Below are 16,208 nucleotides of genomic sequence, written 5' to 3' on the forward strand. Positions count from 1 at the left end.
AAAGAATATGTCCAGTTTATCGATACGCAGCATCCGCAAGGTGTACACGAATGGCGTCGAAGTCTTGAAAGGCATCGACATCGAGATCAAGGATGGCCAGTTCCTGATCCTCGTCGGCGGCTCCGGCTCCGGCAAGTCGACCTTGCTCAACATGGTGGCCGGCCTGGAAAGCGTCACGTCGGGCGAAATCCTCATCGACGGCAAGGTGGTCAACGACCTGCCGCCGAAGGACCGCGACATCGCCATGGTGTTCCAGTCGTATGCGCTGTACCCGTCGATGACGGTGCGCGAAAACATCGCGTTTGGCCTGAACGTGAAAAAGGTACCGAAGGCGGAGCAGGAAGAAATCGTCGCCCGCGTCGCCGAAACCCTGCAGATCACGCATTTGCTGGACCGCCGCCCGGCGCAGCTGTCCGGCGGGCAGCGTCAGCGCGTGGCCATGGGCCGCGCCATCTCGCGCAAGCCGTCGCTGTTCCTGTTCGACGAACCGCTGTCGAACCTGGACGCCAAGCTGCGCGTGGAAATGCGCGCCGAGATCAAGCTGCTGCACCAGCGCCTGAAGGCCACCATCGTCTACGTCACGCATGACCAGATCGAGGCGATGACCATGGGCGATTTGATCGCCGTCATGAAGGATGGGGTGGTGCAGCAACTGGGCACGCCGCAGGAAATCTACGACAATCCGGCCAACCTGTTCGTGGCCGGCTTCATCGGCTCGCCATCGATGAACTTCATCACCGTCAAACCTGTCGTCGAGGGCAACGAGGTGTTTGCCGCCATCGACAACGCGGGCAAGAGCATGCGCCTGGCCTTGCCGTTCGCCGCCGACAAGCTGCGCAGCTATGCTGGCCGCGACGTGATCCTGGGCGTGCGCCCGGAGCAGATCACGGACATGAGCAGCGCGCACGGCGACGTGGGCCAGGAACTGGGTTGCCTGATCGACCTGGTCGAGCCGACCGGTCCGGATACGCTGCTGACGACGCGCCTGAACGGCGCCGCCGTCACCTGCCGCACGCATCCGCGCGAAGCCGTGCTGCCAGGGCAGACCATGCAGCTGTCGTTCAACCTGTCGAAAGCGGCCCTGTTCGATCCGGAGAATGGTGAACGCATCGCGTAAGCAAGCGACGCTGCCCATAAAAACGGCCCGCCTGTCAGCTGACAGGCGGGCCGTTGTCGTTTGCGCCGCGCTTACTTGGTCAGCGATTTTTTATACGCGATGGCGTAGCTCAGCTTGCCCGTCGGCGTGACCAGGTCGTCCAGCGCCGCCTGGCTGAAGACGCCCGTCCAGCCCAGGGTTTGCGCCGTCACGCCGCGGCTGACGATATCGTTCGCCTTCAGGCCCGCCATCGCCGTCGATGCGCTCTTGATGGTGGCCATGTAGCTGGCAACGTCGCGCGTGTCGGTCTTGGCCAGGTCGATGCCGGGCTGCGTGCGCAGCCAGTCGGCCCAGTAGAATTCGAGGAATTCCGTGGCCGTCGACGGCACCACGTAGCCGGCGTCGCGCGTGAAGTAGACGAGCGAGCGGTACGGGTCGTTGCCCAGCGACTTCAAACCGATGGATGCGGGCAGCTGGCTGGTGGCGATGGCCTTGTTGCCGCCGTCCTTCAGCCAGACCTTGTTGACCTTCTTCATCTGCGCCCAGAAATCGTATTCACTGAGCTTGCTGAAATTGTCCGTCACCTTGACCCACACTTTCAACTGCAGGTTCTGGCCATTGTCGGCATCCCGGAAGGCGCTGAACGTGTGGTGGCCGTCCGTCAGGTACAGGGTGCCGTTCGGGCCGATGACGACCGTTTTCATGTCGCCCGGCTTGGTGCCCACGGCGGACTTGCACTGGAACGTGGCCGGTGGATTGCTCAGGGTGGCGCCGGCCACGTTGGCCGTCTTGCTCACCACGTCGTCCTGGCCATTGGCTTCGCACAGTTCGGCGAATTTCTTCGGCTTGTTGGTCTTGGCCATGACCAGGTCTTCCGCGCCGTAGCGGCCCAGCTTGTAGTAAATCTGGTCGTAGCCGACGGCTGGCTGCGTGGGATGCAGTTCGTCGAGCGATACTTGCAGGAAGATGGGCGCCGCATCGGTGCCGGCAGCCGTGGCGGCCAGCACTTGCTGGCGCGCGCTGAGCACGGGCGGCGTTTCCAGCACGCTCTTGCCGGTGGCGAGCGGCGCGCCGCCATCGATGATTTGCGCGACGATGCTGCCGCTGGCATTGACGATGTCGATATCCGTGCCGCTCTGTTTTACCTGCAGGTTGTCGAGCAGGACGTCGGCCGGGTCCTTGCTGTTCGGCGTCAGGGCGCCATTGACGAAATCATAGTTGGCCGCCATGCCCAGGGTTTGCAGGGGCGCCGCCAGGGCCGTGCCCAGCTGCGTCTGCGCCGTTTGCAGCCTGGCCGCATCGATGGCGGCCAGGCTGGCGGGGGACGCGCTTGAGGGGATGCTGCCCAGCAACTGCATGGCGATGACGGAGGTGAGCGGGGTCAGGTTGACGGCGCTTTCCTTCAGCGACAGCGCGTACAGGGTGGTGCCGCCTGCCGGCGTGACGGAGACGAGGAAGGGCGCCTTCGCCGTGGCAGCCAGGGTGATGGCCACCTTGCCTGTCGCGTCTGTGGTGCCGCTGCCGACGACATTCTTGCCGGCGTCGAGCACGGCGACGGAGGCATTCGCCACAGCCTTGCCGGTGGCCGCTACCACGTTCAGGATGCGTGCCGGGGTGACGGAGTCCACCGGGGCGACGGGCGCCGTGCTGGTGTCGCGATCGTCTTTGCCGCCACAGGCGGCCAGGCTGGCGCCCAGCGCGAGGGCGATGGCAATCGATAAGGTGCTGCGGCGGATGCTGTGCTTGTACATGGTGTCCCGTGATGTCGGCCTGAAAAGTGCCGACATGCTAGCGGGCGCAGATGTCAGGATGATGACACGCCTGGATGTTACTGACGCAGCAGCGACTTGCGGTAGTCGATGGCGTAGCCCAGCTTGCCCTTGTCTTCGGTCAGTTCGTCGAACGCTGCGTGGTCGATTTCGCGCAGTGCGCCAAGATCCGCCGCCCGCTTGCCGCCACTGACGAGCTCTGCCGGTTGCAGCGCCACCATCGCCTGCGCCGCCAGCAGGATGGTGCTGGCATACGCGGCGGGATCGCGCAGGTCGACACGCGCCAGGTCCAGCGCCGGTTTGCGGCGCAGCCAGTCGGCCCAGTAGAATTCGAGAAATTCCGTGGCCTGGTCGGGCGGCTTGTAGCCGATCTCGCGCGTAAAGTAGACGAGCGAGCGGTATGGATCGTCGCCCAGGGATGCGAGGCCGATGGCGGACGGCAGCTGCTGAGGCGTGATGGCCTGGTTCCGGCCGTTTTTCAGCCATACCTTGTTTTCCGCGCGCATGCGGGCCCAGAAGGCCGCTTCGCCCAGCGCGCTGAAATTGTCGCTGACCTTGACCCACACCTTGAGTTGGTGGTTGCGCCCGCCATCGGCATCCCAGAAAGTGGAAAATGTGTGGTGGCCATCGGTGAGGTATACCGTGCCGCGCGGGCCGATGACGACAGTCTTCATGTCATCGGGACGGCTACCCACGGCCGCCTTGCAGCGGTAGCCGGCCGGCGGTGTGGCCAGGGTGGCGCCGACGACATTGGCCGTGCCGGGCAAGACGTCGCCCTGGCCATTGGCTTCGCACAGGTCGGCAAATTTCTTTGGCTTGGCGATGTCGGCGATGTGTTTTTCTTCGGCCGCATAGCGTCCCAGCTTGTAGTACACCTGGTCGTAGCCGATGGCCGGCTGGGTCGGGTGCAGTTCATCGAGGCGCACCTGCAGGATGCGCGGATGGGCGGCGCTGCCCGTGACGGTCGCCATCAGCGCCTGCTGGCGCGCGCTGAGGGCGGGCGCGACGGCGGCATCGCGGGCCAGTGCCGCATTGCTGACGGAAAGCGCCAGCAGCAGGGCGCTGGCAGTGTGCGTGACGTGCATGCGACTCTCCTTTATCGTTTGTGCCTCATTCCAGCAGCGCGCTGGGCACGCGCGGCGAGGACATCAGGTCGCGGAAGGCGGCCCAGTGCTCGGCGCGCGTCGCGCCCTGGCGTTCCACATACGCTTTCGCCATGTCCTGACCCAGGTTGTAATTAATCACATAGGCACCCATGGCGTCGTAGAACTGCAGGCGCTGCGCGGATTTTTCGGCCGGATACAGGCGCACGTTGACCAGCCATTCCAGCGCTTCTTCGCGGCTCAGGCTGCCTTCTAGGTACTGGCGCGCGATGTCGTTGTCGGCGTAGCCGAGTTTGGCCAGCAACTGGTTCAGCTGTGCGTAGCGGGGCGCCAGCGCAGGATCGAGGCCGGCCAGCGGGTACAGCACCTGCTGTTCGAATGCCAGCCGTTCTGCATCTGTAAAGCTCAGTTCGATGCCGTAATTGGCCGTGCCTTCGGCGATCAAGGATTGCGGCGAGTACAGCGGATAGATGCAGTACTCCATCCAGCCCTTGCCGCGCACCAGGTCGCGCTCGAGCAGCACATTGTAGACGTGGTGACCGGGATACGCTTCGTGGCAGCCGAGATCGACCGCGCGGTCGATATACACGGGCAAGTCGGTATTGATCTGGATCACGCTCTGGTAGTTGCCCTTGTACCAGTTGTAGCCGCTCCACGGTTTGTCGGTAACGAATTCCAGCACGAAATCCTCGCCTTCGGGCAGGGCGATGTACTGCAAGGTGCGTTCGCGGCCCGCGCGGATGGCCGCATCCATGACGGCGCGCAGCTTGTCGGCGGGAATGACGAGTTGCGCGCGCAAGGCGTTGACCCGGTCGCTGACAGTGCCGTCGCCAGGCAGCAGGGCATCGATCTGCGCCACCAGTTCTGCGTAATATGCGCGGCTGTGGTGGGGCGAGACGGCGTCGTACAGGCGCGCGCTTTCCGTGTCGAAATCCAGGCGTGTCCCTTGCAGCATGTCCGCCTTGGCCAGCACGGCTTGCAACTGCTTGCGCAGGTTGAGGGCGCGCAGGCAGGAGGCGTCGGCCAGCAGGGCCAGCGCCGCGTTTGCGCCATCTTTGATATCGCTCAAACTCTGTGGTTGTTTGACCGTTGCTGCCTGCCACGCGGGCGGGCCGTAATACGCGTCGACATACGAGGCGTCGTGCTGGCCCATGGCCAGGACCAGCTTGACGTAGCGTTCGGCTACGTCGGCGAGGGAAGGGGAGTTGCTGTCGTTGTTCGTCATGGCGGCAGGGTTTCTCGCGGTTGGGCAGCGCTTATTGTATAGCGCAATCGGATGCGCGTGAGGCGTGTGCGCGCCACATCATTTCTCTACCGTAACTGAGGAACGACATCTTGATATGCATCAGAAATCCCGGCATTCAGCACCTGCGTCACGCGGTTTGGCCGCAAGATGGCGTGGTCTTCTTTTTTCGCATACACGTGATTTTCCCCTTGATTTTTCTTCGTTTATGGACGAATATGATGTATGAGATCCGGCACTATCTGACGTCATCGGGCAGGGATTTATATACGGAGTGGCTGAAGCGCCAGCGTGACAATACGGCCAGGGTGGCCATCGTGCGGCGCGTGCTGCGCATGATTCCCGGCAATTTTGGCGACCACAAGTTTTGCCACGATGGCGTGAGGGAATTGCGCATCGATGTGGGTGCCGGCTACCGTATTTACTACGCCATTGCCGGGGAACAGATCATTTTATTGCTGTGCGGAGGCGACAAGCGCACCCAATCGAAAGATATCGAATACGCCTGTGCCTGCTGGTACGACTGGAAGGAGAGAGGACATGAAAGAGGAACTAAGCAAACCACCGAGAGACCGCTCGCATGACGAGGCGATGGCCGAACTGTACCGCGACGATCCCGATCTCGCCCTCGAATTGATCAACAATATCCTCGTCGATGGCGACCATGGCGAACTGCTGGCCGTGCTGCGCCAGCTGACGCGCGCCTTTGGCGGCGTGCCCGCCGTGGCGCAGGCGGCCAAGCTCAATCCCACCCAGCTGTACCGCACCTTGTCGCCCGATGGCAATCCTTCGCTGAGCACCTTGACGGCCATCCTCGATGCCATGGGCTTGCGGCTGGCCGTGGAGCCCAGGCAGCCAGAACGTCCATTTTCCGCGCCGGCCGCCTGAGTCCCTGCCTTTGGCTTAAAACTCCACGGGCCGCGCTTCGCGCATCGCTTGCGTCATGGCCAGGCCGATGCGCGTCGCTTCCGTCGCGTCGTGCAAGGTCAAGGACAGGGTGCGCCGGCCCAGCGCCGCATCCGTAAACTCCTGCGCCTCGATCAAAAAGGCGTCAGCGAAGCGGGCATAGAAGTCCGGCGTGCATTCGTTGCGCACGCCATGCGCGTCCGAGATTTCCACCCTGTTCAGGCGCGGATTGCTGCCAACGGCCAGGCGCCCCCCCGTGCCGAACACTTCCGTCAGGGTTTCATGGCCATGCGCCATGGTGCGCGACGCCATGAAGCTGGCCATGCTGCCATCGCTGAACTCGACCGTCGCCAGGCCATTGTCGACATCGCCGAACGCCTGCAAGCCCGTGTGGATGGCGTTGGTGCCGCTTGCGTACACGCGCTTGGGCACGGGATTGCCCAGTAGCCAGCGCGCCAGGTCGATATCGTGCACGCTGCAATCGAGGAAGATGCCGCCGCTGGTGGGGGCGAAGCGCATGAAGGCGCCGCTGGGGTCGTTCTGATCGCAGGTTTGCGAACGCACCAGGTACGGCTTGCCGATCAGCCCTTGAGCAATCTTTTGCTGCGCGTCATGGTAGCTGGCGTCGAAACGGCGCACGAAGCCGATCATGACGGTCAACTGCGGGTGGCGCGCCGCTTCCGCTTCCACCTTCAGGCAGTCGGCCAGGTCCAGCGACAGCGGCTTTTCGCAAAATACGTGCTTGCCGGCGCGCAAGGCGGCGATGATCTGCTCCGCGTGCAGCGAGGTGGGCGTGACGAGGAAGACGGCGTCCAGGCCCGGGTGGGCCAGCAGGGCGTCGTAATCGGCATAACCGTTGGTGATGCCGAGCTGGCTGGCGGCCCAGTCCAGTTCGGCTTGCACGGGGCTGCAGGCGGCCACGACTTCGGCATTCGGCACGCGCTGCGCCAGGTTGATGGCATGGCGCTGGCCCAGCCGGCCCAGGCCGACGATGCCGACTTTTAATGTTGGGGATGACATGGTGTCTCCAGATTTTTTATTGTTATTTATAAAGTTACGACGCCAGGGTCACGACACGACCCTCGCGCCACGACAGGGTAGCCGCTTCCGCCAGTTCCAGCGCCTTCAAGCCATCGTGGACGGTGGTGCGCAGCGGCGTGCCGTGGCTGAGGGCGTCGAAGAAGTGCGCCATTTCCTGCGCGTAAGCCACGCGATAACGTTCCAGGAAAAAATCTTCCGGCCTGTCCACGCTGACGTTCACGGCGCCATAGGCCGTCACTTCCGTCGGTTTGTGATTACCCGCCTGCAGCATGCCGGCGCTGCCCAGCACTTCGAAGCGCTGGTCGTAGCCGTAGGCGGCGCGGCGCGAGGCATTGATCTGGCACAAACGTCCTTTCGCCGTGCGGATGGTGACGACGGCCGTGTCCAGATCGCCAGCCTCGCCGATGGCCGGGTCGACGAGGCAGCTGCCCGTGGCGTGCACGCTGACGGCTTCATCGTCGAGTATCCAGCGGAAAATGTCGAAATCGTGGATCAGCATATCCTTGAAGATGCCGCCCGAGACCTTGATGTAGCTCACGGGTGGCGGCCCCGGATCGCGGCTGGTCACAATGAGCAACTCCGGCGTGCCGATCTCGCCCGCCTCAATCCGTGTCTTGACGGCATTGAAGGTGGGGTCGTAGCGGCGCTGGAAACCCAGCATGCACAGCACCTTGGCTTCCTTGACGGCGGCGGCGCAGGCGCGCGCCCGGTCGATCGTCAGGTCGACGGGTTTTTCGCAAAAGATGGCCTTGCCGGCGGCGGCCGAGCGCAGGATCAGGTCCGCGTGCGTATCCGTGCTGGAAGCGATGACGACGGCCTTGATGGCCGGGTCGGCCAGCGCCGCTTCGACAGTCGCGCTGCTGCCGCCGTGCAAGCCGGCAAGGGCGGCGGCCGCTTCCTGGTTGACGTCGACCACGTACTTGAACTGTATGCCGGATTGGGCAGCCAGGTTGGCCGCGTGGATTTTGCCGATGCGTCCGGCGCCGAATAACGCTACTTCAATCATCATGTTCTCCTGGGGTGTGGATTTCTTCGATGTCGAGCTCTAATTTGTATGCCAGCGCGATGAACAGCGCCTGGCACAGGCAGATGGTGCTGGTCAGCGAGCGGAAGGCGAAGGCGCTGCCCTCGGTGACGGTGAGCAGCGCGTCGGCGGCCCGCGCGAGCGGGGCCAGCTTGCTGTCGGTAATCACCAGGACCTTGGCGCCCTTGTCCTGCGCGGCCTTGATGCACTGCTGGGTTTCCTTGCCGTAAGGCGAGAAACTGATGGCGATCGCCACATCGCGTTCGCGCACGCTGCGCATCTGTTCGCGGTGCATGCCGCCCAGTCCGCTAATCAGGTGCACGCGCTTGTCCGTGTGTTCCAGCGCGTAGGCGATGTAGGAGGCGATCGGAAACGACCGGCGCACGCCGATCACATAGATGTTTTCCGCTTTCAACAGCAGGTTGACGGCCGCTTCCAGCTGCGCGTCGTCGAGGCCTGCCGCCAGGTCGTCGAGGCCGGCGCGGCTGGCGCCGACGAATTCGCGCGTCAGGTCGCCCGCGCTGAGGGCGGCGTCGCGCGTGGAAATGAGCTTGCGGATGCGTTGCTGGTAATCGGGCGTGGCGCCGGCCTGGTCCGTGTATGCCTGGCGGAACACATCTTGCATTTCGGAAAAGCCCGTGTAGCCGAAGCGCTGCGCGAAACGCACGATGGCCGACGGCTGCACGTCGCAGGCGGCGGCGATGTCACTGATGCGTTCGAGCATCAGGCTGGCGCGGTGCTTTTCAATGTATTGCGCGATGACTTTCAGCTGGCGCGACAGGTTGTCGTACTCGGCGGCAATGTGCTGCATCAGCTGTTCGATGGGGGCGGTGGCTGCCATGGTGTTTTCCTCGGTTGCTTGCTAGGCCGCGCAACATGATTGCGGCGGCTGGTTCTGGCGAGAATTATAGGAGTGAATCCAGAAAATAGAAATGATTTTCTATTTAAATTTATTTTGAAAATTTTATTGCATTTGTCTTTTTTGTGGCCTAAGCTGTGCGCAGTGCATCGGGTCTTGCCGGTTTTCCGGTTCCCCGCTGACACGCTTCAAAAGCTGGCAACTATAAAAATTAATCCTTCAAGGAGACATTCATGCAAAGCAATAAGCGTAAGGGATTTCTGAAGAGCCTGGCCATGCTGGGACTCGGCCTGGGACTGGGTCTGGGCATGAGCGCCAGCCACGCGGCGGGCGAGAAATTCGTGCTGATCAGCCATGCGCCCGATTCCGATTCCTGGTGGAATACGATCAAAAATTCCGTCAAGCAAGCAGGTGAAGACTTCAATGTCACCGTCGACTACCGCAACCCGCCGAATGGCGACCTGGCCGACATGGCGCGCCTGGTCGAACAATCGGCTGCTCGCAACTACGACGGCGTGATCGTCAGCATCGCCGACTTCAGCGTGCTGCAAAAACCGCTGGGCCTCGTTGCCGCCAAGAAGATTCCGTTTGTCACCATCAACTCCGGCACCCTGGCGCAAAGCGAGCAGCTGGGCGCCGTGATGCACGTGGGCCAGCCTGAATACGAGGCAGGCAAGGGCGCCGGCGAAAAAGCCAAGGCGGCCGGCATCAAGTCCTTCGTTTGCGTCAACCATTACGCGACGAATCCATCGTCGTTCGAGCGCTGCCGCGGCTTTGCCGAAGCCATCGGCGTCGATTTCAAGGCCGCCACGCTGGATGCGGGCGAAGATCCGACCACCATCGAAAGCAAGTTGAGCGCCTACCTGCGCAACAACCCGAAAACCCAGGCCGTGCTGGCGCTGGGGCCCACCTCGGCCCACGCTTCGCTGAAGGCGCTGGAAAAGATGGGCTTGAAGGGCAAGATGTGGTTCGCCACGTTCGACCTGTCCGATGAAATCTCGAAAGGCATCAAGGATGGCAGCATCCAGTTCGCCATCGACCAGCAGCCCTACCTGCAAGGCTACATCCCCGTTGCCGTGCTGGCCATCATGAAGCAGGACAAGACCACGGACCTGGCCAAGGTGCGCGAAAAGCTGATCAATAACGCCAAATTTAAGGCGCGCCTGGCCGAATATGGCCTGGCACCATCATATGGCCCGCGCCATATCGGTTCCGGTCCTGGTTATGTCACCAAGGACAATATCGGCAAGGTAGAGAAATACGCCGGCCAGTTCCGTTAAGCACCCGCTTTTCAATTCAATTAATACTTAGTTGTTGTCCCCGTGCGCAGGCCAAGCTTGCCGGCGCGCGGGTCCTGCCGCCCTGGAATTGTTGTCGAGGCTGGCAGGTTGCTATAAATCAAGGGAGACATAGCATGAGTACCGTGAAATTCAGCGTGGAACAGGGCGGCATGGCCGCCTCGGGCACGCCGCCGCAAAAGCAGGGCTTTGATGAGCGCGTGGGACAGGTCAGCTGGCTCAAGCGGCTGTTCAGCCGCCCGGAATTCGCCTCGATCTCGGGCGCCATCCTGGTGTTCGCCTTCTTCATCCTGACGGCCGGCGATTCCGGCATGTTCAACCTCGACGGCGTGATCAACTGGGCGCAAGTGGCCGCCTACCTGGGCATCATCGCCATCGGCGCCTGCGTATTGATGATCGCCGGAGAATTCGACCTGTCGATCGGCTCCATGATCGGCTTTGCCGGTATGATGATCGCCATCCCTTCCGTGTATTTCCACTGGCCCGTGTGGGCCGCCATCCTGTTCGCCTTTGCCGGTTCGATGGCGCTGGGCTGGCTCAACGGCTACCTCGTCATCAAGACGCGCTTGCCTTCGTTTATCGTCACGCTGGCCTTTTTGTTCATCCTGCGCGGCCTGACCCTGGCCCTGTCCATCATGTTTGCCAACCGCACCATCGTCAGCGGCATCGGCGCGCTGGCCGCCGACGACTGGCTGGCCATGACCCTGTTCCATGGCGAAGTGGGCACCTCGTTGTTCGCCTGGATGGCCAAGGCCGGCTGGATCACGGCGCTCGACAATGGCGCGCCGTTGGTCAAGGGCATCCCCAAGGTCATCGTCTGGTGGGCCGGCCTGGCGCTCGTGTCCGGCTTTGTCCTGGCCCGCACCCGCATCGGCAACTGGATCTTTGCCGTCGGCGGCGACGCCAACGCGGCCAAGAATGTGGGCGTGCCCGTGAAAACCATCAAGGTCTCGCTGTTCGTCTTCACGGCCTTCTGCGCTTGCCTGTTTGCCACATTGCAAGTATTTGACGTGGGATCGGCCGCCGCCGACCGCGGCATGCAAAAGGAATTCGAAGCCATCATCGCGGCCGTCATCGGCGGTGCCCTGTTGACGGGCGGCTACGGTTCCGTCGTCGGCGCCTGCTTCGGCGCGCTGATCTTCGGCGTGGTGCAGATCGGCATTACTTATACGAATATCAATTCCGACTGGTTCCGCGTCTTCCTCGGCGTCATGCTGCTGATCGCGGTACTGTTCAACAACTTTGTCCGTGCCCGTGTCACGGAAGCGAGATAAGCCATGAGCGAATACATCCTTGCGCTGGAAAACATCAGCAAACGCTTCGGCTCCGTCATCGCCCTGCAAAACGTCACCTTGCGCCTGAAACCGGGTGAAGTGCATTGCCTGCTGGGCGATAACGGCGCCGGCAAGTCGACCCTGATCAAGACCCTGGCCGGCGTGCACAAGCCCACCGATGGCCAATACCTGGTCGATGGCCAGCCCGTCAGTTTCAATTCGCCGAAGGAAGCGCTGGACCTGGGCGTGGCCACCGTCTACCAGGACCTGGCGCTGGTGCCATTGCTGTCCGTGGCGCGCAATTTCTTCATGGGCCGCGAACCGATCAAAAAAATGTTTGGCGTGCTGCCCGTGATGGATATGGACTATGCGGCCACCACGGCGCGCGACAAGCTGGCCGAAATGGGCATCATGGTGCGCGACCCGCACCAGGCCGTGGGCACCATGTCGGGCGGCGAGCGGCAATGCCTGGCCATTGCCCGCGCCATCCACTTCGGCGCGCGCGTGCTGATCCTCGACGAGCCTACGGCGGCCTTGGGCGTGAAACAGTCGTTCAATGTGCTGAAACTGATCTACAAGGCGCGCGAACGGGGCCTGTCCGTGATCTTTATTACCCACAATGTGCACCATGCCTACCCCGTGGGCGACTCGTTCACCCTCTTGAACCGGGGCAAATCGCTGGGTACTTACACCAAGGAAACTGTTTCCAAGGATGAAGTACTCGACATGATGGCGGGCGGTGCGGAAATGCAAACGCTGATGGCTGAACTCGACGGTGTCACGATTTAAGGATAACCATGAATAACCCGACACAATTTGCCCAGGGCCGCGCGCTGGACGTCATCTGCCTGGGCCGCCTGGCCGTGGACCTGTACGCGCAGCAGATTGGCAGCTCCCTGGAAGACGCGACCAGTTTCGCCAAATACCTGGGCGGCTCGTCCGCCAATATCGCCTTCGGCACGGCCAGGCTGGGCCTGAAGTCCGCCATGCTGTCGAAAGTGGGCGACGACCACATGGGCCGTTTCCTCACTGATACGTTGGCGAAAGAGGGCTGCGACGTCAGTCACGTCGGCATCGACCGCGACCGCCTGACGGCCCTCGTCATGCTGGGCATCAAGGACAAGAACACCTTTCCGCTCATCTTTTACCGTGAAAACTGCGCCGACATGGCCATCGACGCATCCTTGGTGGATGCTGCCTTCATCGCTTCCAGCAAGGCGCTGTTGATCACCGGCACGCATTTCTCGACTAGCGCCATGCACGCCGTCAGCATGCAGGCCCTGAAATTGGCCCGCGCCAACAACGTGCGCACCGTGCTCGACATCGATTACCGGCCCGTGCTGTGGGGCTTGTCGGGCAAGGCGGACGGCGAAACGCGTTTCGTTTCGAACGAAGGCGTCACCAAACATCTGCAGGCGATCTTGCCGCAGTTCGACCTGATCGTCGGTACGGAAGAGGAATTCATGATCGCCGGCGGCGGCGCGGACATCATGGCCAGCTTGCGCGCCGTGCGGGCCGCCACCCTGGCGACCCTGGTCGTCAAGCGTGGCCCGCTGGGCAGCGCCGTCATCGACAGCGTGGTGCCGGCCAGTCTCGACGATGCATATAACTACCGCGGCGTGCGCGTGGAAGTGCTGAACGTGCTGGGTGCCGGGGACGCGTTTCTGTCCGGCTTTTTGAAAGGCTGGCTGCGCGGCGAGGATTACGAGGCGTGCTGCCGCTACGCGAATGGCTGCGGCGCCCTCGTCGTGTCGCGGCATGGCTGCGCGCCGGCCATGCCGTCGCCCGTGGAACTCGACTATTTCCTGGCCAATGCGACGAAACTGACGCAGCCGGACCAGGACGCCACCTTGTCGCGCCTGCACCGCACGACGGTGGCGCGCAAACAGTGGAATGAGCTGTGCGTGTTCGCGTTCGATCACCGTACGCAATTCTTTGAGCTGGCGCAACAAGCGGGCGCGCCCGAATCGCGTATCTGCGCCCTGAAGCAATTGATGGTGCAAGCCGTGGCGCAGACGGAAACGGCCTTGCAGTTGTCCGGCAAGACGGGCGTGCTGATCGATGGCCGTTATGGCGTCGACGCGCTCAACGATGCGACGGGCCGTGGCTGGTGGATCGGCCGTCCCGTGGAATTGCCGGGATCGAACCCGTTGCAGTTCGACTGGGGCCGCTCCATCGGTTCGCACCTGCTCAGCTGGCCGAAGGAACACGTGATCAAGTGCCTGGTGCAACTGCATCCGGACGACGCCGTGGAAAACCGGCTGGAACAGGAAGCGCAGATCAAGGCCCTGTATGACGCCGCGCAAGTGAGCGGTCACGAACTGTTGCTCGAAGTCATACCGTCGGACTCCTTGCCGCACGGCGACGACACGGTCTTGCGCGCCGTCAAACGCCTGTACAACCTGGGCATCTATCCGGAATGGTGGAAGCTGGAAAGCATGTCGGCCCAGCAATGGCAAGCCATCGATGCCCTCGTGCACGAGCGCGATCCGTATTGCCGTGGCGTCGTCTTGCTGGGCCTGAACGCGCCCATCGACAAACTGGCTGCCAGTTTTGAACAGGCCAGTGCCAGCACGACGTGCCGCGGCTTCATGGTCGGACGCACCATCTTCCAGGAACCGAGCCGCCGCTGGCTGGCCGGGGAACTCGACGATGCAGGCCTGATCGCCGCAGTGCGCGCCAACTTCGAGCAGCTGATCAGCTTGTGGCAGCGCACGCGCAACCGCCTGGAGCGTGCCGCATGAGCGCCACCATGCACAAAACCATCCGCTTGACCATGGCGCAGGCATTAGTCCGCTACCTGTCCGCCCTGCGCACGGAGGAGGGCGATGGTTCCTTGATCCCCCTGTTCGGCGGCGCCTTTGCCATCTTTGGCCACGGCAACGTGGCGGGCCTGGGCGAGGCGCTGTACCAGTACCGTGACAGTTTCCCGACTTACCGCGCCCACAATGAACAGGCGATGGCGCACTCGGCCATTGCCTATGCGAAAGCGCACATGCGCCGGCGCATGATGGCGGTGACCAGTTCCATCGGTCCCGGCGCCACCAACTTGTTGACGGCGGCAGCATTGGCCCACGTGAATCGCCTGCCGGTCTTGCTCTTGCCCGGCGACGTGTTCGTCTCGCGCGCGCCGGACCCGGTGTTGCAGCAGCTGGAAGATGCCAGCGACGGCAGCGTTTCCGTCAACGATGCCTTCAAGCCGCTGTCGCGTTACTTCGACCGCATCGTGTATCCGGAGCAATTGCTCACCGCCTTGCCGCGCGCCATCGCCGCCTTGACGGACGCGGCCGCCTGCGGCCCCGTGACCTTGTCCCTGCCGCAAGACGTGCAGACGATGGCGTATGACTATCCGGTCGACTTTTTCGAACCGAGAGTCGTGCGTTTCCGCGCCGTGCCGCCCATCGAACAGGAACTGGAAGAGGCGGCCGCCTTGCTGAAAAATGCAAAACAGCCGCTGATCGTGGCCGGCGGCGGCGTGTTGTACGGCCAGGCCGGCGCCGCCTTGCAGGCGTTTGCCGAACGGCACGGTATTCCCGTGGCGGAAACCCAGGCCGGCAAGAGCAGCTTGCCATGGGATCATCCACTGCAGCTGGGCGCCATCGGCGTGACGGGTTCGCCCGCCGCGAACGCGCTGGCGGCGCAGGCGGACGTGGTGCTGGCCGTCGGCACGCGCTTGCAGGATTTCACGACGGGGTCCAACTCCCTGTTTGCGCAAGCGCAACTGGTCAGCCTGAACGTCAACGCTTTCGATGCGCTGAAACGCCGTGGCCTGGGCCTGCAGGCGGACGCGACACTTGGCTTGCAGGGACTGTCGCGGCTGCTGGGCAACTGGAACAGCGCGGGCCAGTGGCTGGAGCGGGCGCAGCAGGCGGGGAGCGCGTGGCGCGAGACCGTGCTGGCCATCACCGGCAAACGGGAAGTCGCCGGCTTGCCGTACGACGGCGAAGTCATCGGCGCCGTGCAGCGCTCTTCACTTGACTCCACCACCCGCGACATCGTCGTCTGCGCGGCCGGTACCTTGCCGGCCGAACTGCATAAACTGTGGAGAACAAGCACGCCGGGCGGCTACCACATGGAATACGGCTATTCGTGCATGGGCTATGAAATCGCCGGCGGCCTGGGCGTCAAGATGGCCAAACCCGAGCGCGAAGTCATCGTCATGGTGGGCGACGGCAGTTATCTGATGATGAATTCGGAAATCGCCACCTCCGTCATGCTCGATAAAAAACTCATCATCGTCGTGCTCGACAACCGGGGTTACGGCTGCATCAACCGCCTGCAGCAGGCGTGCGGCAATGCCTCGTTCAACAATATGTTGCCCGACAGCGCACCCCGCATCGACTTCGCCCTGCATGCGCAATCCTTGGGCGCCTTGAGCGAGCACGTGGCCAGTATCGCAGAACTGGAGCAAGCCATGCTGCGCGCCCGCGCCGCTGCGCGCACGTATCTGATCTGCATCAATACGGACGACACGCGCACGACCGAGGAGGGTGGTTGCTGGTGGGAAGTGGCCGTGCCCGAAGTCTCGACGCAAGCCGGCGTGCAAGCTGCCCGTGCCCGTTATGAAAACGATCGCCTGAAACAAAGGAATTGAA

The 16,208-nt window shown here is 62.8% G+C and carries 14 protein-coding genes; 8 read left to right on the forward strand and 6 right to left on the reverse strand.

Translation table 11 applies throughout. The features are described 5' to 3' along the window. Positions 1-7: 7 nt before the first annotated feature. A complete protein-coding gene (ugpC, locus tag BZG29_RS12375; protein WP_077402994.1) occupies positions 8-1,117 on the forward strand; it encodes a sn-glycerol-3-phosphate ABC transporter ATP-binding protein UgpC in 1,110 nt (369 codons plus the stop codon). 71 nt (positions 1,118-1,188) lie between these two features. Here ugpC and BZG29_RS12380 read toward each other — a convergent pair whose 3' ends face one another. From BZG29_RS12380 to BZG29_RS12390, 3 genes are all read right to left on the reverse strand, one after another. After that, entirely contained in the window at positions 1,189-2,847 is a 1,659-nt protein-coding gene (locus tag BZG29_RS12380; RefSeq protein WP_150130886.1) for a ParB-like protein, read from the reverse strand. A gap of 77 nt (positions 2,848-2,924) precedes the next feature. Further along, the gene (locus tag BZG29_RS12385; RefSeq protein WP_077403000.1) at positions 2,925-3,950 is read right to left on the reverse strand and encodes a ParB/Srx family N-terminal domain-containing protein; all 1,026 of its coding nucleotides are present in this window, start codon (positions 3,948-3,950) and stop codon (positions 2,925-2,927) included. A gap of 25 nt (positions 3,951-3,975) precedes the next feature. Then, positions 3,976-5,193: a hypothetical protein gene (locus BZG29_RS12390; protein WP_077403003.1), complete on the reverse strand. Its 1,218-nt coding sequence runs from the start codon at positions 5,191-5,193 to the stop codon at positions 3,976-3,978. 239 nt (positions 5,194-5,432) lie between these two features. Here BZG29_RS12390 and BZG29_RS12395 point away from each other — a divergent pair, with 239 nt between their 5' ends. Together BZG29_RS12395 and BZG29_RS12400 are read left to right on the forward strand one after the other, a co-directional pair. After that, positions 5,433-5,795, forward strand: coding sequence for a type II toxin-antitoxin system RelE/ParE family toxin (locus BZG29_RS12395; protein ID WP_077409078.1), 363 nt, complete (start codon positions 5,433-5,435; stop codon positions 5,793-5,795). Beyond that, positions 5,752-6,099 carry a DNA-binding protein gene (locus BZG29_RS12400; protein WP_077403006.1) on the forward strand — a complete coding sequence of 116 codons (348 nt, stop codon included), beginning with the start codon at positions 5,752-5,754 and terminating at the stop codon, positions 6,097-6,099. Before BZG29_RS12395 ends, BZG29_RS12400 begins: the two co-directional genes overlap by 44 nt. Positions 6,100-6,114: 15 nt before the next feature. Here BZG29_RS12400 and BZG29_RS12405 read toward each other — a convergent pair whose 3' ends face one another. The 3 genes from BZG29_RS12405 to BZG29_RS12415 are packed head-to-tail and all read right to left on the reverse strand — an operon-like array spanning position 6,115 to position 9,023. Then, positions 6,115-7,137 (reverse strand): Gfo/Idh/MocA family oxidoreductase, encoded by a 1,023-nt coding sequence (locus tag BZG29_RS12405; protein ID WP_077403009.1) that lies wholly within the window; start codon positions 7,135-7,137, stop codon positions 6,115-6,117. A 34-nt stretch (positions 7,138-7,171) separates the two neighbouring features. Continuing rightward, on the reverse strand, positions 7,172-8,164 hold the full coding sequence (iolG, locus tag BZG29_RS12410) for an inositol 2-dehydrogenase (protein WP_077403012.1): 993 nt from the start codon (positions 8,162-8,164) through the stop codon (positions 7,172-7,174). Next, positions 8,157-9,023 (reverse strand): MurR/RpiR family transcriptional regulator, encoded by an 867-nt coding sequence (locus tag BZG29_RS12415; protein WP_034757651.1) that lies wholly within the window; start codon positions 9,021-9,023, stop codon positions 8,157-8,159. The genes iolG and BZG29_RS12415 overlap by 8 nt, the downstream gene beginning before the upstream one ends. Positions 9,024-9,316: 293 nt before the next feature. On the opposite strand from BZG29_RS12415, the gene BZG29_RS12420 reads away from it, so the two are divergent. From BZG29_RS12420 to iolD, 5 genes are all read left to right on the forward strand, one after another. Further along, entirely contained in the window at positions 9,317-10,321 is a 1,005-nt protein-coding gene (locus tag BZG29_RS12420) for a sugar ABC transporter substrate-binding protein (RefSeq protein WP_092802645.1), read from the forward strand. A gap of 170 nt (positions 10,322-10,491) precedes the next feature. After that, positions 10,492-11,613 carry an ABC transporter permease gene (locus BZG29_RS12425; protein ID WP_077409079.1) on the forward strand — a complete coding sequence of 374 codons (1,122 nt, stop codon included), beginning with the start codon at positions 10,492-10,494 and terminating at the stop codon, positions 11,611-11,613. A gap of 3 nt (positions 11,614-11,616) precedes the next feature. Then, positions 11,617-12,402: an ATP-binding cassette domain-containing protein gene (locus BZG29_RS12430; RefSeq protein WP_077403014.1), complete on the forward strand. Its 786-nt coding sequence runs from the start codon at positions 11,617-11,619 to the stop codon at positions 12,400-12,402. 8 nt (positions 12,403-12,410) lie between these two features. Continuing rightward, on the forward strand, positions 12,411-14,357 hold the full coding sequence (iolC, locus tag BZG29_RS12435; protein WP_077403017.1) for a 5-dehydro-2-deoxygluconokinase: 1,947 nt from the start codon (positions 12,411-12,413) through the stop codon (positions 14,355-14,357). Further along, entirely contained in the window at positions 14,354-16,207 is a 1,854-nt protein-coding gene (gene iolD / locus BZG29_RS12440) for a 3D-(3,5/4)-trihydroxycyclohexane-1,2-dione acylhydrolase (decyclizing) (protein WP_077403021.1), read from the forward strand. The genes iolC and iolD overlap by 4 nt, the downstream gene beginning before the upstream one ends. Position 16,208 lies beyond the last annotated feature (1 nt).

It is taken from the genome of Janthinobacterium sp. LM6, assembly GCF_002002885.1.
GTDB classification, from domain to species: Bacteria; Pseudomonadota; Gammaproteobacteria; order Burkholderiales; family Burkholderiaceae_D; genus Janthinobacterium; species Janthinobacterium kumbetense.